Here is a 22261-nt window from a genome sequence, read left to right on the forward strand (position 1 = left end):
TCCCCATTGAAATCGAAACTTTTTTTTCATCGTCCAGGCACGACCTTTACGTTCTTCTCATTTAGATTCAAGCCGAGCTCCTTCGCTTTATTCCAAATCACTTCGTACGTAGATTTCTCGCTCACTTGGATGGACAATTCTGTATTTTGTTTTGTGATTTCCACAATCTCCTTATTTACATCTTGCACTTCTTTATTCATGTCATTAATTTGCGTTTGCTTATGTAAAATCATTGTAGCAAAAACAACGGCAATTGCCGTTAATAGCACGAATAAGAGCTTTTCTCCTTTTGAGAAAAGTTTTCCTGAACGTTGATTGGTTTGTTTTGGAAAATCTTTTTTTGGTTGTTGCGGCGTTTGAATTTCATGTACCGTATTCATTTGGAATGATCTCTGCTCCAATGCCATTTCACAATTGCCTCCTTTATTTTTTCTCAATGATTCGTAATTTTGATGAACGGGATCGCTTATTTCCTGCTATTTCTTGATCAGTTGGTACAATCGGTTTTCGGGTCACTAATTTATATTCCGGCTCCATGCCAGCAGGAATTACTGGTAGATTTGGTGGTAATTCAGGCATAGAAGATGCTTCTTTAAAAATCGTCTTGCAAAGCCTGTCTTCCAACGAATGGAAAGTAATAACAGCAACTCGTCCACCTTTGTTGAGTAAGGTTAAAGCATCACTCAACGATTCTTCAGCAGCTCCAAGTTCGTCATTGACCGCAATACGTATCGCTTGGAAAACTCGTTTTGCAGGGTGTCCGCCAGTTCTTCTCGCTGCCGCAGGAATTCCTTCTTTAATCAGTTCCGCCAACTCACCTGTTGTGCGGATCGGTGCAATCTTTCTCGCATCCTCAATTTTACGAGCAATTCCTTTTGAAAATTTTTCTTCCCCATATCTGAAGAAAATACGCACAAGGTCTTCATATGCCCAATCATTGACCACGTCAAATGCCGATAGCGCCGCATCCGTGTTCATGCGCATGTCTAGTGGCGCATCATGGTTGTAGCTAAACCCTCTTTCCGGTGTATCCAATTGAGGAGAGGAAACCCCAAGGTCATATAAAATTCCGTCAACAGATTGAATGCCAATCGCATACAGTTCACTCTTTACGTTTCGGAAATTCGAATGAATGAATGTCACTTTTTCGATATGATCCTTTAGTTTGTCTTTCGCTGCGTTAATTGCCGTCATGTCCTGGTCAAAGCAAATCAATCGACCTTCAGCTGACAGTTTTTTTGCTATTTCTAAGCTGTGCCCTGCGCCACCGAGTGTACAGTCCACATATATACCATTTTCCTTTATAGCTAGCCCGTCGACGGCTTCATGAAGTAACACCGTAATATGATCGAACAAGGAAACCGCCCTCTTTCTCATAAAATTAATCGCTTATCGTTAAAAATCAAAGTCAATAATGTTTTCTGCAATTTCATTGAAGGATTGCTCAGATTCATCATAGTAAGCATCCCAAGCACTTTTCGCCCAAATCTCAATTCGACTTGATACTCCGATGACGACACAATCTTTTTCAACTTTCGCATAATCAAGTAAGGATGATGGAATATTAACACGGCCTTGTTTGTCTATTTCAACTTCAGTTGCACCAGAGAAGAAGAATCGTGCAAAGGCTCGAGCATCTTTTTTCGTGACCGGAAGAGCTTTTAACTTTTCCTCAAGACGCTTCCATTCCTCCATAGGGTAACCGAATAGGCAATTATCCAATCCACGAGTCAACACAAAACCATCCGTCAAATATTCCCTGAATTTTGATGGGACAATTAAACGGCCTTTCGTATCAACAGTGTGCTGGTATTCGCCCATGAACATACTCTTCACCCCACTATATGAATTTAATGTACCACATCCCTCCACATTCCTCCACTTATATTCCATGTTACTTGTAAAATGTGTCATTAGTACTTGTTTCATTGAGATAGGTTCACATTTTTCATCAAAAACTAGGACTATAAAGTCATTAACTGTAAATTTTCTTTAAAAAAGCAAATAACAAAACACCTTACATATCTATGGGGAATGTAAGGTGTTCAAGTGCAACTCTATTTAATCGAACAATGTACAGGTAATAGCTTGGTTTGATTTTTATAAATAGACAATTTTATGGTTACCGTCCGGCTCGAGCGGCAATTGAAGTAGTTTTTGTACTAAATCTGGACCGAATTCATTCATGAACAGGTAAGGTGTATAGAGACGTTCCTGTAAAGAACCGTTTGGAAGGATTTCATTTTCTATTTTTCTGTATTTCCGAAGTGTCGCTTCATGTTGAATGAACACTTCTTCTTCCGCCTTTTTTCGAAGAAAACCGAATTGTTGTTTATGGTACCTTACGTTTTTCGATAGTAATTGTTGCATTCCCGCGCTGGCATGTCGGGAGAGCTCTTGATAACTCTCGTCCAAATGGTGTTCTATTTGGCATAACGCTAGTTCGAATGCTTCATCCTTTTGAGTGGTGATAAACTGCTCGCGCGTTTCATGTACAGCGCCCGCTAATACATCTTCAATAGAAAATGAACATTCTTTCAGTAGTTGTTGGGTAGTTTGTGAGACAAGTGTAATCGAAATTCGAGGTACAAGTATCGGCATTTTTACATTGAGATGATGAAATGCTTCTTTCAATTGTGCCCAGTACGCAATTTCGCCAGGACCACCAACAAATGCAAGTACAGGGAACACTAAATCTTGCATAATTGGCCTTGTGGCAACATTATTACTAAGCAACCACGGCTGTTCCCTTGCGATTTCCAGCAATTGTTCTTCAGTGTACCGGATCCCAGCGCTTTCATTGATAAAGATTCCATCCACTTTCGACAACAAAAATCGACCTGTTTCGTGGACGAAAAATAAATTAGCCGCATCTTCTTCCAATTGAATAGGTCTATCAAACCCTAGCGATTCAAACTGCTTTTCCTTTTGGATAATGGATGCGGTTAAAGTGCTTGCTTCACGAATAAATGCTTGAAAGGACTTGCTTTCCAATTGACGAAGAGGTTTAAACGCAGAATCGATGAACAATAAACCTTGTTCCTTGAACAGTCCATTCATCAATCTAACAAAAAACCCTGTAAAAGTCCGCTCCATTTTCACCGCTTCAATAACGTCATGCAGCAAGGGTTTCGTATGGTTCGTTTCGCCAAATTGGCGGAAGATTTCTTCCACAAAACCGATCATTTCTTGTTCTGTATAAGTTGTATCGGATGCCATCAGTTTAAGAACGAACTTTTCCTGATACTGCTGTTTTGTTGGTTTTCCACCCTTTTCAACAAACACATGGTTAATTTCGTTCAGGTCATGGTCTTCTCCAGCGACCCAAAAAACCGGAACAACGGACAAATCAAGTTCTCTTCTTTTGGAGGCAGCAAGCAAGATGACGGTAAGTGCCTTATGAATTGAATAGAGCGGGCCAGTCAATAAACCCGCTTGTTGACCACCAATGACAACAACTGCATCGTTCGCAAGCTCATCAATATGTTTCGCCGCACGATCAGAAATCCCGAACGATTCCATATACGAACGAATGACCGAAGCAATTTCCTTCCGATCAAACGTACGACCTGTTAACTCCTCGACTCTCTTTGGAAAAGACGCATGCTCATTTTTATAATCAAAGAAGGTATGTATAAATTCTTCCTCATTCATGTAAGCTTGAAGGACTTTATTTTGATTGTGTAACTCCAACGTTTCAAATTCCATTACAAATGCCCCTTTTTAACTTGTTTGACACGAGTATATCATCCAAATTCGTCAGATTGGAATATTTACGCTTACATAAGAAAGAACAGATTTCTCATTTTACATATTGTACGATTTTTAAAACAATGCCGATGATCATTAATACGACGTACGCAACCCCTAATACAAGGAAATACGTTCTCCATGTTTTATGGAAAAATCTCGTCACCTGAAACTCTTTCTCTTTCAATCTTTCATTTGTAGAAAAAAGCAAGGCAATGATAATGCTAATGACAATGATAATAAATGCAGTATTCACATGAAAGATTGCTTCAGAGGTAAAATAAACGGACAAGAATAAAAATGGAGTTGTCCAATCCGCAGCACGGCCTACTTCGGAAGCTGGCGCTCTTCCCCTTTTTCTCATCACGACAAGGAACACGACTGTGACTAAAAATGGAAAAAGTACAATGACACCCGTTAAAATTGCAAGCAAACCATTTATCAATAGGGCTCACCTCCGTCCATTACACGTAACATCTTCTCCATCGTTTGTAAAAAAGGTAACGGCTTGTCTCGTTGTGCAGCTAGCGCAATGACCGCTGAAACAATCGTCTCAATTTCCATCGGACGTCCACTATTGCGATCCTTCAACATGGAAGACTCATTTCTAGCCGTCCGTTTACAAACGTCTTCAATCGCGGATTTCGGCAATTCCTTTTGCATCTCAGGGAATGCCGAAATCAATTCGTCATATAATTGCGACAGTAATGCATGCGCAAAATCATTTTCTATTAAATGACCGTTGTTCACTTGAAGTATGGCTGTCAATGGATTAATAGCACAGTTGATGAGCACTTTTCGCAACAGGATGTCTTGCGCACCTTCCGAAAATTCTATCGGAAATGTATGTGTCTGTAGCTGTTTTAAAAAGTCAAATGTTGTTGGAACACCTCTAAAACATGCGACTTTTGTCAATCCTACACCATTGTGCGATACAGTGTAATCATTCAGACGAGCTGCCCCATGTTCGACCGTTGCCACAAACACATTTGACAGCTCTGTATTTGCTATCATCTCCAAATGCCCAATTCCATTTTGCACGAACAATAATGGCGGATCGAGTTTTTCACTTTTCAGCCTTTCAAGCACCGAAGCTACACCGTTAAATTTTACCGCTACAATCCAATGCGCTTCCACTGGCACATTTTCAATTTGCGTACAAGCATTTGCACGAATTGTCTCACGTATTCCATTCTCACCTATGTATTGAATGCCTTTCTCACGAATCGATTCAGCCTGTTCTTCACGTCGTACAAGAAAGGTGATGTTACAATCAAACCGACCTAAATACGAGCCGATTAGTAGCCCAATAGATCCTGCACCGACAATGACTACCTCCACCTTCATTCCCCCTTTTAAAAAGAGCACCCTAGAAAGGCGCTCTTTTGAACCTGCACTCATTATACAGGATATACAGAATGTTTTTTAGGTGGTAATGGTAAATCTTTTGTCGAATAAAAGCGGAAACGTTCCGCAAGAACGGTTCTTAAATCAGATGGCGCAACAATTTCATCAATGATCAGCTCTGATGCCATCTTATACACATCGATTTCCTCTTTATATTCTTTATGTTTCGCTTGCACAAATGCAATTTTTTCTTTCGGATCCTCAATTGCTTCAATCTTATTGGAATAAACAGCATTCACAGCCGCTTCTGGCCCCATTACAGCAATTTGGGCAGTCGGTAATGCAATACACACATCGGGTTCAAAAGCAGGACCAGCCATTGCATACAATCCAGCCCCATAAGCTTTTCGGACAACGACAGAAATCTTTGGTACAGTTGCTGAACTCATCGCCATAATTAGTTTTGCACCATGACGAATAATCCCATCACGTTCAACTTTCGTCCCAATCATGAACCCCGGTACATCAGCGAGGAAAAGTAATGGAATGGAAAATGCATCGCAAAGTGCAATGAACTTGGTCGCCTTATCTGCTGAATCAACGAATAAGACGCCACCTTTCACTTTTGGTTGATTTGCAATAATGCCTACTGGTTGCCCTTCAATTCTAGCTAGCACTGTAATTAGTTCAGGCGCAAACAATTTTTTAATATCAAACACACTACCTTCATCAACTAACGCATCAATCGCTTCATACATATCAAAAGGTGCGTTTTGATTTTCAGGAATAATCTCTTCCATCATTCGGCCGGCTTTGGTTGAAATTGCCTCTTTCACTTTTGGCTTTTCTGTAAAATTCGCAGGGAAAAAGTCCAAATAACGGCGTGCTTCCTGAATTGCTTCTTCCTCACTGCCAACGAGGACATCTCCACAACCACTAACTGAGCAGTGCATCCTCGCGCCACCCATCTCTTCAAGCGACACTTTTTCTCCAATTACTTTTTCAGCCATCCGAGGTGATCCTAAATACATGGATGCATTTCCCTCGACCATGATGACTATGTCACAAAAGGCTGGAATGTAAGCACCGCCTGCCGCAGAAGGACCGAACAACAGGCATATTTGAGGTATGAAACCAGACAACCTTACTTGGTTATGGAAAATACGTCCAGCTCCCCGACGGTTTGGAAACATCTCCAACTGATCAGTGATCCTTGCACCAGCAGAGTCGACCAAATACAACATGGGCACCCGATTCTTTTCAGCAATTTCTTGTATACGAATGATCTTTTCTACTGTCCTGGAACCCCAAGAACCCGCCTTGACCGTTGAATCATTCGCCATGACACATACCGTTTGGCCATTCACCTTCCCCATTGCCGTGACAACGCCATCGGCAGGTAAATCCCCAGCTTCACAGTTTGCAAAGCGCCCATCTTCCATGTATTCGCCCTTGTCAAACAGAAGTCGTAATCGATCACGCACAAAAAGTTTATTTTGCTCTTTCAATTTTTCGTGGTATTTCGGCTGACCACCTGCAAAAACATCTTTAATTCTCTCTGCTAGTTTTTCATTATACCCCGTCTGTTCATTCACCTTTGTCAAAAATTTCCCCTCCCGTACGCTTAGCAAACTTCTACTGATTGTCGCTTACGATTCAATTACTACCAGCACATCTTCCTCGTTTACAAAATCTCCAACTTGTACATTGACCGCTGCTACTTTCCCAGCAACTTCTGATTCAACAGGTATTTCCATTTTCATGGACTCAAGGACGACAACCACTTGCCCTTGTTCCACCGATTCCCCAACAGATACATTTACCGTAAAGACTGTTCCTGCCATAGCCGCTTTAACTTCATTCATGATTTTGACTCCTCCTTCTGACTACGTAACCATTCATTTAATACGTTTGTATGATAGGTACCCTTCGTAAATGCCTCAGCATGTAAAAATTGTTTAAATAACGCACTGTTCGACTTCACACCTTCTAGCGTAAACGTCTCAAAAAATTCGATCGCCTTTTCAATTACTTCTTCCCGCGTGGCAGCATGAACGATCACTTTCGCAATCAAAGGATCATAAAACGGAGTAATCGTTCCTCCTTCGACATATCCACTATCTATACGGATTTGATCATTTGAAGGTCCCCAGTCCAACTTTTCAATTTTTCCAGGGGACGGCATGAACGTTTTTGGATCTTCCGCATATAAACGAAATTCCATTGCATGACCGGATATCTGAATGTCTTTTTGGTTTGTGCAAGGTAAATCATGTCCTTTTGCCACTTCAATTTGCCATTCGACCAGATCGTAACCTGTAACGAGTTCCGTTACTGGGTGCTCCACCTGTAAACGTGTATTCATTTCCAAGAAATAAAAAATATCGTCTTCAGCTACAATAAACTCAACTGTCCCAGCGTTTCGATAGTCTACTGCTTTCGCCGCAAGGACGGCAGCTTCCGCCAATCGTCCCCTTACCTCATCCGTCAAATTTGGAGAAGGGGATTCTTCAATGACTTTTTGATTTCGTCTTTGAACGGAGCAGTTCCGTTCAAAAAGATGAACGATATTTCCCTTGTTATCCCCAAACACTTGTACTTCAATATGCCGAGCATTTTCAATAAACTTTTCAAGGAAAACAACTTCATTACCAAAATAGGCTTTCGCTCGAGTTTTAATGGACTGAAAGTGTTGACTGAGCGCTTGCTCATTTTCACAACGCACCATTCCAATCCCACCGCCGCCAGCACTTGCTTTTAACATGATTGGATAGCCAATATGTTGTGCAGCAATTATTGCGTCCTCAAGAGTTGCAACACCTTCATCCGTCCCTGGCACAACCGGTACACCCGCCTGTTTCATCTTCGTACGCGATGCAATTTTGTCACCCATTAAACGAATGGTTTCAGCATCCGGACCGATAAAGACAAGACCAGCTTCCTCTACCTTTCTTGCAAAGTCCGCATTTTCCGACAGTAAACCATAGCCCGGATGGATCGCATCAGCATTTGTCTTTAATGCGATTTCAATTATGGTATCTGCTTGTAGGTAGGACTGTTGGACAGGACCAGGTCCAATCGAAAAGGACTCATCAGCCAGTTTGACAAAAGGCATGTGCGCATCCGCTTCCGAATGGACCGCGACTGTCTGGATCGACAGTTTGCGACATGTCTCTATAATTCTACTCGCGATTTCCCCACGATTCGCTATTAGAATCTTCTTCATATGATAACCCCCAAACTGCTAAAATGAATTTCTCCCAACTCTAGTGTATACGATAAATGTAACCGTTTTCAACTATTAGTCTGAATTCGTACCCTATTCTGAGCCGAAAAAGTTCATTAACCGTAATGCAATCACGATTTACTACTAATCATAATTTGTTTATAAATCGATTTACAGCTTCATGATGCGCATCACTTTCCCATAGTCGAGCACACTCTTGAGCTTCATGCAACATTCGGTTTTCCACGTCAGCTCTTTCCCAATTTGCAATGGCCAGCTTTTTGTACGTCTTATGGACATTTGGATGAATGGTCATCATATGCTCCAGGAATTTTGCAAGTCCCTTTTTTGAATCCCCTTCATATACAGCAGATGCCCAACCAATTTGTAGAAGTTCATTAGCAGTATGTATTTTTGCTTCAGACAATAACTGCATGACTTTGTCTGGTCGCTGCAATTTTTCAAATAGCTGTGTTGCGCCTCCCCAGCCGGTCGTAATAGCAAGTGTCCCTTGGATGAAACCAGCTTTCGCTTTAGCGGAAACGATACGATAATCACATGCTGACGCAATCTCACACCCGCCACCAACTGCCGTACCATTGACAAGAGCAATAACAGGTACAGGCAAAGAAGCTAAACGATAGAGCAAACCAGCCATTCTGCTTAGCATCGGGTACGCTTCTTTTGCAGTTTGGATTTGATGAAATGCAGCCAAATCACCACCTGCACAAAATGCACGATCACCACTTCCCGTAATGACCACATAGTTTATTTGTTCATTTGCTTCGATCGTATTTAAAAATGCATCCAGCTCGTTCATGACAGCAAAATTAATAGCATTCATTTTTTCGGGTCGATTAATTTGAAACATCGCAATTCCGTTTTCAACGGTTTGAATGGATACCAATTCAATCCCTCCTTTTTCTACTATTCTACCAAGTAGGAAGAAGGTGTACATCTTTTTCGAATAAAATCTAGTTTGATTAATGGATATAAATTGAATTAAAAGGAGAGTTTGCAGCGTACAAGTGATGATAGCGAACTCCAGTAAGAAGTTTAACGCAAAAAAAATCACCGGAGCCATGGCCTCTCGGTGATTTTATGTAGGGGAATCTAACTTATTCGCCTACGACTTCTTTTCCTTTGTAATGACCGCAAGATTTGCAGATGCGGTGTGCCAATTTAATTTCGCCACAATTATCGCAAGTTGTCATGCCTGGAACTTGTAATTTGTAATGTGTACGACGAAGTCTTTTTGCTGTTTTAGAAGTTCTTCTTTTTGGTACTGCCATTTGGGCACCTCCTTATGATCGCCTATTTCTTTTCAGAATCAAAAAATCCAGCCAATCCTGCTAATCGAGGATCCACTTTATTTTCTTTTCCTTCGCGTTGCTGTGCATCATATTCTTCATCAGTTGTATAGGACCAACCTTTCCCCTCTGCACTTTTCATCTCATTAGCTTTTTCGCTAAAAATCTGTAAAGGCACTTCAAGAAGAATCAATTCTTCAAAAACAGGGGTTGGATCGACAACTTCCCCGATTACAGGATGAATCGAATCATCCGCAGCCAAAGTCGCTTCATCCCAACTGAATTGCTCGTCCGTTTCAATTGAAAATGGGAGTTTGACGTCTTCCCAAGTACGGGAACACGGCAACGTCATCTCACCTTCAAGATGGAAATGGCAAGTCAATTTCTTAGAACCAATTACACAGCTACCCGTTACGTGGACAGGCTGAATATCCCGGATTTCCGGATTCCGTTTTTTCACGGAGTCAAGGTTGATGGCTTCGTCAAGCGGCATCGCACCTTGCCTGTATTTCTGTAATTGATGAATGGACCATTTCACGTCTATATCACCTCAAGACAACACTGTTGATTATATAATGGATAAAAAGGGATGTCAAGATATTTTCTTGTCACCTAAAACGCATCGACGTATAATGCAAATAGATTATATCGAAAGGGTGGGAACAATGAAAGCGACAGGCATCGTAGTTGAATACAATCCGCTCCATAATGGACATGTCTATCATGCACAACAAGCTAGGGAGACAAGTAAAGCAGACGTCGTCATCGCCGTGATGAGTGGTAATTTCCTTCAAAGAGGCGAACCTGCTTTTGTTGATAAATGGGCCCGAACAAAGATGGCTTTGCAATCCGGCGTAGACCTCGTCTTTGAGTTGCCCTATCGTTTTGCCACTGCTCATGCACCCATTTTTGCAAGAGGAGCGATTACGCTATTGGATGCTGTTGGATGCTCTTCCTTTTGTTTTGGAAGTGAAGACGGGGATATCACTCCATTCACCAATAGCCTATCACTTATCAACCAGACAGAAACCGTGTATGAAACAGTTATCAAAAAAGCGATTCAAGATGGCAGAAGTTACCCAAATGCATTAAAAGAAGCATACACAAGCATTCAAGACAACACGTCTCAAACGCAACTCGCAGATTTGACAAAACCGAATAATATATTAGGCTTTCACTACATGGAGGCAGCACAATGTATAGGTTCTATGATGAAGCCGACAACCATTCAAAGACGTGGGGCAGATTACCATGAAGCAGATTTACACGCACATAAAGTTGCGAGCGCAACAGGTATTCGTAAATCGTATTTCTCCACCGGTTCAATGGATGAAATGGAACCATTCGTTCCTCAAGCCACAAAAGACATTTTGTTTGATTGGCAAGCCGAACGGGGGCACTTCGGGAATTGGGAGACCTTTTATCCATACTTACGGTATACGATATTACGTGAAGGACCCATACGCTTAGCATCCATTGCAGACATTACTGAAGGCATTGAAAATGCTATTTACCGCGCTGCCCTGAAGCATGATGCCTTTCAACCTTTCATGGCACAAGTGAAATCTAAACGTTACACTTGGACAAGAATCCAGCGTATGTTAACGCACATTTTGACTGGGTTCACTGTTGAGCAACGAGAAACAATGCCAGCCCCCTCCTACTTACGTCTACTCGGTATGACGGGGGATGGACAGACCTATTTGCGTTCGGTGAAGAAGCATTTAACATTGCCTCTAATCAGCAAAGTTGCCACGTTGTCCAATGATTCCTTAACAATGGATATTCGCGCAGCAGATCTTTATGCAATGGCACTTGGCAATTGTCAACACGTCCCTAAAATCGGGCTTGATTACTTAACACCACCAATTAGAACGCATCATTTCGGTTCCAACGATTCCAAATAAGCTAATGCATCATCAATCGTTTTGACAGGTACGATTTTCATCTTCGTACCTATTTTTTTTGCGGTTTTTACAGCTTCCTCATAGTTTGTCATAATTCCTGGATTTAATTCACGTACATTTTGAGGGAGATCATCATCTGGTGCAAAAAAGATTTCTACGTCTTCACGATCCGCAGCAATAACTTTGAAATCAGCTCCACCGATACGTCCAACCGTACCATCCGCAAGCATTTCTCCTGTACCAGCGATATTGTACCCTTTCGTCAAGTCTTCCTCCATTAATTGGTTCATGATCTCAAGCGTAAACATTAGACCTGCAGAAGGGCCACCGATGTCTGCTGTATGGATAGTGACTGCTGGTTCTGTCTTCAATTCCCGATCTTCTTGGAATTGGACACCTAAACCGATCCTGCCCTCTGAATTAGGTATCTCACCTACAGTCAGTTCCACCTCGTTCAGTTCATCGTCCCTTTCAACTAAAACTGTAAGATGGTCCCCTTTTTCTTTTGAAGAAATAAGATTTGCGAATTGACCGACCTCATGCAAATGAACACCATCGACTTCTCGTATCTTATCACCCGATTTCAGCTTTCCTTCTGCAGCACCGCCAGGAAGAACAGACATGACAAAAACGCCGTCATATTTTATCTCTACGGGTATCCCTACTTTTTTGAATGCAGTCGTAATTGCATTAAAATGCGAATCAGACATAAGTTTCTTCTGTCTCACATTATATTCTTCGTCATTTTCGCCTTCCCTTCGGACTTTATGGACCGGCAAAATCTTCATTTTGTCAGAAAAGGTAGCTGCTACATAGGAGAAAGGAGTTGCTTTTCCAATCGCAATTGTCATAAGACTGAATGCCCCAACGTCATCCTCATCACCATTTTCCACTTCCACTATCGGTGACAATTCATATGCCCCACCTGGTTTCGATACATATGCATCCAATGGATAAATAAATAAAAAAGCAATAAAAAGCAAAACAACCCCATACAAACCGTACTTCCTCATCTTCATAAGACCAAACCTCCATTAATAGCCTGTACAGACACAACATAGTATAGAAATGCGAAGGGTGGCGGTTAGGTCCGACAAGCGCTGGAGTACTTGGAAAAAAGGCGCTCTTTGCCTTTTCTTCCAAGTGCGAAGCGACTCGAGGAACTGCCACCCGAAGCTAGACAATAAGGGAACGCAACCTAAGTTCGCCGCGTCCTGCGGCAACGGTTGCATGACCCACATCCTGTGGGCCCAAGCGAAGGGTGGCGTAGGCCAGACAAGCGCTATCACCCGTGTTTATCATCACAATCACTGTTAAACAGTGTACCATCGAAAAAAATCATAATAAAGCAATAACAACAATGATTGAGCATAGACAAACCAAAGGAGGCGCATAGATGACTTTAACGCTCACCAATAAGCATCTGTTTACAGTATGATTAGCATCGGCATTATATGGGCATTAATCCTATTATTTATATTACAGCCTGGTATAGCACATGATGGAGCAGAAGCAGGTGCACGATTGTTTACCCACGCATTGCTGCCTTATTTGCTTCCCTATATTATTTTAACCCAATGGCTCTTAAAAATGCCTGTGAAGCGAAAAGCAACAAATAATTGGCAGAGATACATGAAAGCCTATATATTAGGTTCCTTCGGTGGTTTCCCAGTTGGTGCTGTAACGGTAGCAGAAATGATGAAAAATGGAGAGTTATCAAGAAGAGAAAGTGGTTATCTTCTTGCTGCTTGCCATGCACCAGGCCCCATGTTCATAGTGGGATTTGTCGGAACAGAATTACTTGGAAATCCGGTAGCAGGATGGAAGTTACTAACTGCCATTCACATTGCTAATCTCCTATTCTTCTTATTGGCGATGACACTTTTAAAAAAGGATCAGCCCGAAAACTTGTCCATGCAATCTATACAATTACCTAAAACTTCTACTTCGCCATTTTTGGCATCCATCAAAGAAAGTTCGAATGTCATTATTCTTGTAGCAACAACTGTAATTTTCTTTTCATCATTAGGCACTGTTCTCACAACCGCAATAGCTACTGCAATACCAGTGGATCTTGGCATTACGAAAACAGCTTTACTTGCTATTTTTGAGATGACGTCAGGCGTTCAATCCGCTACTGATCATTTCTACTCCTATGCCAGTTTTCCCTTTTTAATCGCTGCAATCATTTCTTTCAATGGTCTAAGCATTCATATGCAAGTCTTTGTCATTGCAAAAGCAGTAAATATACCCTTAATTCCTTATATCGTGTCAAGATTATGGTGTGTCTTCGCTGTTCCACTACTCTTGTATTTCTTAATGTAAAAAATGGTTATGACTCGAAACGTCATAACCATTGGACTCTTTTTACTACCACTGTACCCTCATGTGCACGGTTGTTCAATTATACCTTAAAATCCGTATCAATCACTGGAATTTCTTATGTAATGCTTCTTCCACTACTGTTGGAACGAGCGCAGAAATGTTTCCGCCATATTTAGACACTTCTTTCACAATACTCGAGCTCAAGAATGAATATTGATTTTTGGTCATGACGAAAAATGTTTCAATGCTTTCATCAAGCATCCGATTCATCGAAGTAATTTGCATTTCATACTCAAAATCGGAAATTGCGCGTAATCCTCTTACAATCACTGAAGCTCCAGCTTTATGTGCGTAATCGATGAGTAAACCAGATGAGGATTCAACAAGGACATTTGGAAATTTAGCGGTTACTTGACGAATCAAATCGATACGCTCCTCTACTGTAAAAAGAGGATTTTTTGACGAGTTGTGCATCACAGCAACTCTCACTTCAGGAAATACTTTAGCGGCCCGTTCAATAATATCTAAATGTCCGTTTGTAATGGGATCAAAACTACCTGGAACAACTGCTATTTTTGTCATAAATGGTACCTCATTTCATGTAGATGGATATTGCGCTATTTCCGTAAATCGGATTTTTCGTTCTACAATAGTCACCATAATTTTCTGGGAGTGCAAGTTTTTTATCATGCTCACATACGATGATTGCCTGTTCCGTCAGAAGTCCAGCTTGGACAAACGTTTCTGCAAGCTCGTAAAAACTCGTTTCTGCATAAGGCGGGTCGATAAACAACAAATCCACTTGAACAGATGAGGCTTGCAACGTTTTTACAGCATTTCGCGCATCCCCACGAATCATTTTCACCTGTTCGGTATAACGGCACTTTTCAACGTTCTCTTTAATGACCGAGCATGCTCTTGGATTTTTCTCAAATATGTAAGCTGAATCGATTCCTCTAGACAATGATTCGATGGACAATGAACCACTGCCTCCGAATAGCTCAACAGCAACTCCCCCGTCAAAATAAGGACCAATCATATTAAAAATGGATTCCTTTACCTTATCGGAAGTCGGTCTCGTTTGATTGCTTGCAATTGATTTCAGTGGTGTTCCTTTTCTTGAACCAGCAACTACCCTCATTCAGATTCCCCTCCATTCAACGATGTCATTAGTATCTGCTCATCGTTTTTCTGTATCGATAAATGGAAAATCCGGCGAAGTGCATCTTCGTCAAAATAATACGCATTCCCGATTCGTACATAAGGTGCTTCCCTCAGCGTATGCTTTTTCTCATTGTGGACATAAAACGGGTCTCTTAATGAGAAGCGATAATCCTCTTGAGTACCCTGCACATAAATTGAGCGTTCATTCGAAGATACCTCATAACCCATAGCGGTAAGTAATGCATTTAGCGCATACAACGTCTGCTTCCCTTTCATCACAACAGGAATCCCTTCCTGTTCCTTACCGTTGAGCACAATTTCTCTTGTTTCTTCAAAGACGAAAGGAAATGACTCATTGACATTTTTCTGCACAAAAGAAGTGGACATTCCTTTCAGCTCGCCAATCATCCCATCAAGACCGGCAGCATCAATTTGACCTCCACGCTTATTCATCAACACCAATTGCAACTGATCAAATTCTACTTTAGTCAACTCGTTTTTCAGCATCTCATAAGCTCTTTTTGATCGAGTTGCTCCCACGGGTTCATCAAGAAGAATGGAAGTTGTCAACTGTGCTGTAACGAGTTCCTCCCGTGGTAAAGCATATTGTGTGCGAATTGCCTTTTCATATAATTGATGGATGGAAGTTGTATTGAGTTCATCTACTACAACAATTCGGTCGCCTTGAACGTGTTTCTTCGACGTTCCGATGATCACATCCAAGTGATCCGTTTTTACTTCAGCTAACGAATTTGCGAGTTGCTCCCCTTGTTCCTTATCAAGTTTTTGACCATAAATGGTTAGCTCTTTAGCTTGATGCGTAACTGGCAAGGGGTCTTTTTGCCAATAAAGCTCTGTAATTGGTCCGTTACCTTTGTAGAAGGCATAGTTTATCAACTCGGTATGTTTCTTGCCAATCAGCTTCAAACCACTTAACCACATACCTCCAATACCTTGTTCGTCCGTTATGTGGAGTAATGATTTGTTAGTTGTTTCATTCCTAATTGTGACAAATGGGTCTTTGATGAATAAACTTGCTCCATACTTGCTATCCGTAGGGATTTCATAGGATATGGACTGCGCTGATTGCTCTCCTTCGATAAAAGCAGTAGAATTATCATTCAAACGAGAACAAGATGTATCTTTTTCCTTGTAACAAGCAATATTTTGCACATTTTTTGGAAACACGAGCTCATGTCTACCTGGATGTAAGTTTGTAAAATGTTGCTTGACGAGTATCGTGTCCGCACGATTAATTACTTCAATTTCTTGGTTATAAGTTTGTGGATATTCAGTACTCTCGTTCGCATCAGCCATCAGGCTATAATGCATATATACGAGAGCAATGTTCACTAGTAGTAATAAACCAACAATCCTGCTACTATTTTTCACTTGCGCACCTCACTGTATGCTAAGATGAATGCGTATTGGTAAAGCAAATGGTATTATGAATTTATCCCTTAATACGAAAGGTAGTGTCATAATTGTATCAACAGCGTTTTATTGAATTAGGTGAAGGTTTTGGTGATGTCTACGAGTTATTCGAGCTAATGAAAACGAATAAAGACCGTCTTCACCGTGCTTTCATCTTCTCATCAACCATTCAAGACAAACAGATGATTTCCCTTGCCGCTGCATTCACTCCTGCAAGTGACAGCAAATTCATGCCCATTTACATTTGCAGGGAAGGCATTCAACAAACCGAAATGAAAAAGTCTAAAAGAACAATTCTATTTGAAGAGTTAGGAGAACAACTCGGTCATCCACCGATTTTCATTGACATGAAACATTCTTCTGAGTTTGCAGATACACAACTTTTCTTCCAATACATAACGGGCATCCTTCGATTGAATCATCTTTTACCTCCACTAGGCTGATGTGCTTCCTAGTCAAGATAAAGGAGTAAAGAATACTCGTCATATGGAACTGGAGGCAGATTCCTCAGGTTGGTCCTACTCATCACAGACCTATTTTGTAATCGTATTCCTTAGCTTTATCCGGTTTTGCATTTTCATATTCAGTTTTTACAAAAGGTCTATAAGATGGAAGTACTTTTTTAACAGAAGGCAATCGTTCAATTTTACGGATGGTGTCTTCTGTATCTGTTTGGTCGCAGTAGATGACGACGTATTTCATTTTCCTAGAAATATAATGGACATGGCCGTACTTTCGTAGGGACTTTGCTTGCTTTAAATGATGGAGATAGATAATTATCCCTTGTCGATCAATCATGTTTTTCCCCTCTTTCCTTCCCCATACAATACCATATGTCTGAAATAAGCTGCAACCGAACATTGCTGACAGGTTCCATTTTTTCGCCTATAATGTAGGAAGGACAGGTTGTTACAAGGATAGGAGGAAACGATGATGGGAAGAAAAACCAAAGTAGCCCTTACTGTAGGTGCCGCGGGAGTCGCTGCATGGGCTGCTTCTAAAGTAGTCGTTAAACCAAAACCACGCCCTTCTAAAGAAGCTCTTGCTTACAAGGATCCAGTTGTTTTGTGTACGTGTGCAAATATGAGCTCTGTACCTGATTATACAATGGCTGCGTTCTCAAAAGCGGCTGAAATCGGTGTCCATGGTTTCGCTGTTGACATCCGACTGACGAAAGATGAGGAGATTGTTATTTTCCGTGACGAAACCGTTGAACAAACGACGGATTTTTCCGGTAAAGTGTCAGAGTATACATGTCAGGAGCTTAAACAAGCAGACGCAGGGTATATGTTTGCAGACGAAACCGGACAATACATCTACCGGAATACTGGACAGTCGATTGTCACTTTGCGAGAACTCATTGAAGAGTTTCCACAGTTACTAATTGCGGTCAATCTGAAAGATTCTCCCGACACATATGAAGGCAGTCTGATGCCGTCTAAGTTGTGGCGACTCATCGAAGAGACAGGTGCTGAAGATCGAATCATCGTAATGAGCGTTTACGATGAACAAACAGACCGTTTTAATTTATATGCTCAACAAAAGGTGGCAACAGGTGCAGGGAATGATGAAGTTAAGAAAGCTTATGCAGCCTATTCCAGTAAATTAGGCCACTTATACAACCCAAGAGCTGATGTATTCAATATCTCTGAGAAGATGGGTGTATTTCCTTTGAACTCTGAAGGTTTCATTACTTTTCTCTCTAAACTGAATGTAGCTGTTTTTTATCAAGATGTAGTAAACTCGAGCGCCATTGAAAAGCTATTGAAATCCGGCGCAAAAGGTATATTGACAAACGAACCTGAAATCGCATTAAACATCATCCAAAAACATACGTCTTACTAATACAAAAAACGTTTACCTTCTGTTCAGATGGCAAACGTTTTTTGTCTACTTTAATTTACGTCTATGCAGAACAGGAACAACTTCCTCCCGAACCACACCCTCCTCCACATGAGGAATTCGTGAAAAATCCATCGCCTGCTGGTATTTTCACCGATTCAGATACAGAACGGCCAATGATGGCACTTATTTCATTCAACAAGTCTTGCACATCATTCTCTGCAAGCCGTAATGCAGCGATGTCTTCATTCATATCTAATTCTCTCTTTTGAACTCTTATATGTTTCATGACTACTTGGTAGTCAGGATGATACCTTCCAAAACGTTGAACTTCTTCATAACGCTCCTTCATGTTCGTAAAATCATTAATCGTTCGAGCCAACTCTTTGTTGGAGTAAACAGCATGATTCGCTCTTCTATACGTTTCAATTACTTCTGAAGAGAGTAACATGGCAGAGAGTTCTTCAGATTGCTCAATGATTGACAGCCATTCGTCTGTCATCATCATATAGCATCCCTCCATTCCACTTCATCATACCAAATTACTACCGTCTCGTGCACAAATCCGCATAGAAAATTATTTTTTTCCGAGAATCGCTTCTTTAGCGATTTCATAATCCGAGAAATGAAATGATTCCCCCCCAATTAGTTGAGTCTTTTCATGCCCTTTTCCAGCGATTAACACGATATCCCCTTCTTTTGCTGCTGCAATGACAGTTTCAATTGCTTTCCTACGATTTGGCTCAATAAAAACGTTACTAGATTCACCTTCTATTCCGGAATAGACGTCGCGAATGATAGCATTTGGGTCTTCATACCGCGGATTATCAGATGTGATCATTACTTTAGTAGATAAGGATACTGCCACTTTCGCCATCTCCGGGCGTTTTCCACGATCTCTGTTTCCCCCGCATCCAAAAACAGTAATGATGGGACAATCCGTAAACTCTTCTATTAAAGATTGTAAGACTGTTTGAAGTGCATCGGGTGTATGTGCGTAGTCAATGTAAACTTTTATTCCAGCATGCTCTATCTGCTGCAAGCGTCCTTCAGGCAAAATGAGTTTATGACAATGAGCCAAGACTTCCTTTTGGTCATAGCCTAATCGCATTAACACACTAACTGCAGCCATCGCATTACTTTTGTTATGTCTTCCTAATAAGGCGGTTGGATAAAGCTCTTTTGGAACAGCTACATCAGCTGTCATATTGACATTGTACCTGTAGGTAGGTTTACTTGCATTCTTAACAAGTTCGATACATATCTCGTCGTCTTGATTAACAATAATTTCCTTCGATAAATTTGCAAGTAATTGCTTTGCTGCTAAATAAGCCTGTTTACTGCCGTGCTCCTCGTAATGATCTACACCAATATTCAGAAAAACGCCAATATCAATATCACAATGATCTAATCTAGAAGTCGATAATCCTAGCGAAGAAGCTTCCATAATGACGTGAGTAATGCCGCCTTCAACGCATTTCTTTAAGAGTGGATGGAGGTATTCCGCTGGTAATGTTGTCATATCCGGCAAATCCATCACACATTTTTCACCATTCATATAGATACCTGTCGTTCCAATAACTGCAGCTTTCGCGCCCATTTCATGCAGTAACTGACCGACAAAATGGGTCACTGTTGTTTTGCCATTCGTTCCAGTAACCGCAATGATTGTCAATAATTCCGATGGATTTCCTGAAAGTTTTGCACTTACATGTGATAAGAATTTCCTCCCATCTGGAACAGTAATAATCGGAACAGTAGGGTATCTGCTCAGCTCTGCTTTGCAATTACGATCCATGACAATGGCAATTGCACCTCTTCGGATCGCTTCTTCAACGTGAAAAATCCCGTCGTCAGCCTTTCCCTTTCTCGCAACAAAAAGATCACCTTGTTTCACTGCTCCCGATCGTTCAGTAACACCTAAAACATCTACACCAATACTCCCTTTCACAGTGCAGGGCCAATCTTTTACAAGCTCTGAAAGTAACAAAAGCCCTCTCCCCTTCCCGAACAAAATCGGCTACTAACGAATATATTGAAAGCGAACCATACTTTATCGTATGAAGAAGTTGAAACGAACGACACGAAGAAAGTTGGGAGTTTGCATGATAGTTCAAAAATTTGGCGGCGTCGCAATGAAAGATGAACAGTCTAGAAAGATTTGTATCGGTCACATTAAAGCTGGATTAGAAGAGTATACGAACGTTGTCGTAGTCGTTTCAGCTATCGGTAGAGGGAAGGACCCTTATTCAACAGATAGCTTGTTAAGGCTTACTGACGCATTTCGTGTATCTAAAGCGGCAAGCGATCTTGCTGCATCTTGCGGTGAACTTATCGCCTCTGCTATTCTGTCAGCGGAATTGGAACAAGCAGGTATTGCAAACAAAGTACTTCATGGCATTCAAGCGGGTATTTGGACATCCGGTGAGTTTGGTGATGGAACGATAAGTGACATAGATCCAACGATGATATCAGATAGTTTACAACAGACCGGATGCGTCATCATACCAGGGTTTCAGGGAATGAATGAGTTCGGGCAAGTGATGACAATCGGCCGAGGTGGAAGTGACTTAACAGCAATCGCACTTGGAGCGGCGTTAAGGGCTTCACATGTCGAATTCTTCAAAGATGTTCCTGGCATTATGTCCTCTGATCCTAAAACGGGTCACAACGTAACAAAGCTTGATCACATTTCTTTTCGCCAATTACTTCCCTTATTGAATACAGAACGGCCGGTCATTCAAAAGCGAGCCGCTTTGTACGCAATGAAAAAAGCGATACCTCTATATGTAAGAGGTATCACTTCAAATGAAACAGGCACTTGGATAAAGCCGTAATTAATTCCGTATGAAATTGGAGTCCGATTTCTCTTTTTTCTCAGTCTTGATGAGCACTTGTGTATAATATTTCCCATATGCACCTGTTCCAATGTCCGTTACATCAGGATCCAATAATACACTCCGATGAGCGGGAGAATTTAACCAACCGTGGACAGCCTCAATTGCATCCACATAATTGGTTGCAATATTCTCCCCTGCTTTTTTATGTTCAATTTCAGCGCTTTTCAGCCTCTCGGATAAGTTCCCTGATGAAGGAGATTCATGTGAAAAATATTTTTCTATAGCCATATCCTTACTATGTTCCTGCGCTAATACAGTAAGCCAGTAATCATACTCTACAACGGGAACCCCGCTTTGATCTCTAAAATAATTCGTCAGTTCGACAATTTGACGTTCATTTGCTCGATCCACTTCAATTTGTATCGTAGAGGATGGTGGTTGGCTGGCGACGAGTTCCCCCATATACTCCATATCGTAAGGCTGATGGATGATTAACGTCGTCGGGTCAATAAAACGTATACCGACAATTTTCTGTTGTTCAGCATCTACATACACTTGAGCGAATAAATCCTCATATTTTATAAGCATCCGATCCATAATGTCCTGATTGCTTAAAGAGAATGTGTACAAATTATTCTCAATTTGTACATTAACTTCTGATTCTATAATTGAAAATCGGAATATATCCTGAACATTTTGCCCTACCTCAAAAGGAGATAAATTTGCACTTACATCCGCACTGAACACTTGGTTTACCTTTTCTTTTTCTATACCGACCATCATATTAACAGTCGTGTTATAGATCCACCAATCATATGCGTAAGTAGAAGGTTCAATTCGATCAGGTTCTCCAAATTGTTGTAAAAGTATTGCTGTCGACTGCCCTACGAGTGTGGATAAGCCAGTTTTCGGTCGTTCAGGTCCTACTACTTGCCCTTCAAGTTCTTTATCTATGACAGGTATGGCAGTACCGTGGTTGACAGGAGATTCCAGAGGTTCATTCTCCTTTACTCGACTGTCCAAAAAATAAAAAACGGTAAGAAGGACGATAAGTGATAAACCAATTTTCCAAAACACTTTCATAACTCCTCGCCCTCTTTCCTAGTTTGTTTAATC

At 41.1% G+C, this 22261-nt stretch carries 25 protein-coding genes; 5 read left to right on the top strand and 20 right to left on the bottom strand.

Annotated features, from left to right (window positions below):
• Positions 1 to 26: 26 nt before the first annotated feature.
• From ftsL to QT711_RS01710, 12 genes are all read right to left on the bottom strand, one after another.
• On the bottom strand, positions 27 to 407 hold the full coding sequence (ftsL, locus tag QT711_RS01655; protein ID WP_317941744.1) for a cell division protein FtsL: 381 nt from the start codon (positions 405 to 407) through the stop codon (positions 27 to 29).
• 16 nt (positions 408 to 423) lie between these two features.
• Entirely contained in the window at positions 424 to 1356 is a 933-nt protein-coding gene (rsmH, locus tag QT711_RS01660) for a 16S rRNA (cytosine(1402)-N(4))-methyltransferase RsmH (RefSeq protein WP_317941949.1), read from the bottom strand.
• A gap of 39 nt (positions 1357 to 1395) precedes the next feature.
• On the bottom strand, positions 1396 to 1827 hold the full coding sequence (gene mraZ, locus QT711_RS01665; RefSeq protein ID WP_317941950.1) for a division/cell wall cluster transcriptional repressor MraZ: 432 nt from the start codon (positions 1825 to 1827) through the stop codon (positions 1396 to 1398).
• A gap of 273 nt (positions 1828 to 2100) precedes the next feature.
• Positions 2101 to 3708: a bacillithiol biosynthesis cysteine-adding enzyme BshC gene (gene bshC, locus QT711_RS01670; protein ID WP_317941745.1), complete on the bottom strand. Its 1608-nt coding sequence runs from the start codon at positions 3706 to 3708 to the stop codon at positions 2101 to 2103.
• 94 nt (positions 3709 to 3802) lie between these two features.
• Positions 3803 to 4195: a DUF3397 domain-containing protein gene (locus tag QT711_RS01675; RefSeq protein ID WP_317941746.1), complete on the bottom strand. Its 393-nt coding sequence runs from the start codon at positions 4193 to 4195 to the stop codon at positions 3803 to 3805.
• Positions 4192 to 5091 (bottom strand): ketopantoate reductase family protein, encoded by a 900-nt coding sequence (locus QT711_RS01680; protein WP_317941747.1) that lies wholly within the window; start codon positions 5089 to 5091, stop codon positions 4192 to 4194. Before QT711_RS01680 ends, QT711_RS01675 begins: the two co-directional genes overlap by 4 nt.
• A gap of 59 nt (positions 5092 to 5150) precedes the next feature.
• Entirely contained in the window at positions 5151 to 6692 is a 1542-nt protein-coding gene (locus QT711_RS01685; RefSeq protein ID WP_371390058.1) for an acyl-CoA carboxylase subunit beta, read from the bottom strand.
• A gap of 54 nt (positions 6693 to 6746) precedes the next feature.
• The gene (locus QT711_RS01690) at positions 6747 to 6962 is read right to left on the bottom strand and encodes a biotin/lipoyl-containing protein (RefSeq protein WP_317941749.1); all 216 of its coding nucleotides are present in this window, start codon (positions 6960 to 6962) and stop codon (positions 6747 to 6749) included.
• Positions 6959 to 8323: an acetyl-CoA carboxylase biotin carboxylase subunit gene (locus QT711_RS01695; RefSeq protein WP_317941750.1), complete on the bottom strand. Its 1365-nt coding sequence runs from the start codon at positions 8321 to 8323 to the stop codon at positions 6959 to 6961. Before QT711_RS01695 ends, QT711_RS01690 begins: the two co-directional genes overlap by 4 nt.
• A 148-nt stretch (positions 8324 to 8471) precedes the next feature.
• Positions 8472 to 9230 (bottom strand): enoyl-CoA hydratase/isomerase family protein, encoded by a 759-nt coding sequence (locus QT711_RS01700; RefSeq protein WP_317941751.1) that lies wholly within the window; start codon positions 9228 to 9230, stop codon positions 8472 to 8474.
• A 211-nt stretch (positions 9231 to 9441) separates the two neighbouring features.
• Complete coding sequence (gene rpmF, locus QT711_RS01705) at positions 9442 to 9615, bottom strand: 50S ribosomal protein L32 (RefSeq protein WP_317941752.1); 174 nt, start codon at positions 9613 to 9615, stop codon at positions 9442 to 9444.
• Between the two features lie 22 nt (positions 9616 to 9637).
• A complete protein-coding gene (locus QT711_RS01710) occupies positions 9638 to 10171 on the bottom strand; it encodes a YceD family protein (protein WP_317941753.1) in 534 nt (177 codons plus the stop codon).
• A gap of 127 nt (positions 10172 to 10298) precedes the next feature.
• Here QT711_RS01710 and QT711_RS01715 point away from each other — a divergent pair, with 127 nt between their 5' ends.
• Positions 10299 to 11540 carry a nucleotidyltransferase gene (locus tag QT711_RS01715; protein WP_317941754.1) on the top strand — a complete coding sequence of 414 codons (1242 nt, stop codon included), beginning with the start codon at positions 10299 to 10301 and terminating at the stop codon, positions 11538 to 11540.
• Here the strand turns inward: QT711_RS01715 and QT711_RS01720 are convergent.
• Positions 11513 to 12559 carry a SepM family pheromone-processing serine protease gene (locus QT711_RS01720; RefSeq protein ID WP_317941755.1) on the bottom strand — a complete coding sequence of 349 codons (1047 nt, stop codon included), beginning with the start codon at positions 12557 to 12559 and terminating at the stop codon, positions 11513 to 11515. The two genes, QT711_RS01715 and QT711_RS01720, sit on opposite strands and share 28 nt — an antisense overlap.
• Before the next feature lie 415 nt (positions 12560 to 12974).
• Here QT711_RS01720 and QT711_RS01725 point away from each other — a divergent pair, with 415 nt between their 5' ends.
• Positions 12975 to 13865, top strand: coding sequence for a hypothetical protein (locus tag QT711_RS01725; RefSeq protein ID WP_317941756.1), 891 nt, complete (start codon positions 12975 to 12977; stop codon positions 13863 to 13865).
• Positions 13866 to 13967: 102 nt separating this feature from the next.
• Here the strand turns inward: QT711_RS01725 and coaD are convergent, their stop codons facing one another.
• The 3 genes from coaD to QT711_RS01740 are packed head-to-tail and all read right to left on the bottom strand — an operon-like array spanning position 13968 to position 16421.
• Complete coding sequence (gene coaD / locus QT711_RS01730) at positions 13968 to 14447, bottom strand: pantetheine-phosphate adenylyltransferase (protein ID WP_317941757.1); 480 nt, start codon at positions 14445 to 14447, stop codon at positions 13968 to 13970.
• A 10-nt stretch (positions 14448 to 14457) separates the two neighbouring features.
• Entirely contained in the window at positions 14458 to 15006 is a 549-nt protein-coding gene (gene rsmD / locus QT711_RS01735) for a 16S rRNA (guanine(966)-N(2))-methyltransferase RsmD (protein ID WP_317941758.1), read from the bottom strand.
• A complete protein-coding gene (locus QT711_RS01740) occupies positions 15003 to 16421 on the bottom strand; it encodes a hypothetical protein (RefSeq protein WP_317941759.1) in 1419 nt (472 codons plus the stop codon). Before QT711_RS01740 ends, rsmD begins: the two co-directional genes overlap by 4 nt.
• Before the next feature lie 92 nt (positions 16422 to 16513).
• Between QT711_RS01740 and QT711_RS01745 the strand changes: the two genes are divergently transcribed.
• Complete coding sequence (locus QT711_RS01745) at positions 16514 to 16906, top strand: DUF7147 family protein (protein WP_317941760.1); 393 nt, start codon at positions 16514 to 16516, stop codon at positions 16904 to 16906.
• Between the two features lie 82 nt (positions 16907 to 16988).
• On the opposite strand, the gene QT711_RS01750 is transcribed toward QT711_RS01745, so the two are convergent.
• Complete coding sequence (locus QT711_RS01750; protein ID WP_317941761.1) at positions 16989 to 17261, bottom strand: YlbG family protein; 273 nt, start codon at positions 17259 to 17261, stop codon at positions 16989 to 16991.
• 135 nt (positions 17262 to 17396) lie between these two features.
• Here QT711_RS01750 and QT711_RS01755 point away from each other — a divergent pair, with 135 nt between their 5' ends.
• Positions 17397 to 18308 (top strand): glycerophosphodiester phosphodiesterase family protein, encoded by a 912-nt coding sequence (locus QT711_RS01755; RefSeq protein WP_317941762.1) that lies wholly within the window; start codon positions 17397 to 17399, stop codon positions 18306 to 18308.
• A 61-nt stretch (positions 18309 to 18369) separates the two neighbouring features.
• Here the strand turns inward: QT711_RS01755 and QT711_RS01760 are convergent, their stop codons facing one another.
• Positions 18370 to 18813, bottom strand: a complete 444-nt coding sequence (locus QT711_RS01760) for a YlbF family regulator (protein WP_317941763.1) — start codon at positions 18811 to 18813, stop codon at positions 18370 to 18372.
• A gap of 69 nt (positions 18814 to 18882) precedes the next feature.
• Positions 18883 to 20319: a UDP-N-acetylmuramoyl-L-alanyl-D-glutamate--2,6-diaminopimelate ligase gene (locus QT711_RS01765; protein ID WP_317941764.1), complete on the bottom strand. Its 1437-nt coding sequence runs from the start codon at positions 20317 to 20319 to the stop codon at positions 18883 to 18885.
• A 91-nt stretch (positions 20320 to 20410) separates the two neighbouring features.
• On the opposite strand from QT711_RS01765, the gene QT711_RS01770 reads away from it, so the two are divergent.
• Positions 20411 to 21142 (top strand): amino acid kinase family protein, encoded by a 732-nt coding sequence (locus QT711_RS01770; RefSeq protein WP_317941765.1) that lies wholly within the window; start codon positions 20411 to 20413, stop codon positions 21140 to 21142.
• Here the strand turns inward: QT711_RS01770 and QT711_RS01775 are convergent, their stop codons facing one another.
• A complete protein-coding gene (locus tag QT711_RS01775) occupies positions 21143 to 22228 on the bottom strand; it encodes a CAP domain-containing protein (protein ID WP_317941766.1) in 1086 nt (361 codons plus the stop codon).
• Positions 22229 to 22261: the final 33 nt, after the last annotated feature.

Origin of the sequence: Sporosarcina saromensis, from assembly GCF_033253735.1 — a bacterium.
In the GTDB taxonomy this organism is placed as follows: Bacteria; Bacillota; Bacilli; order Bacillales_A; family Planococcaceae; genus Sporosarcina; species Sporosarcina saromensis.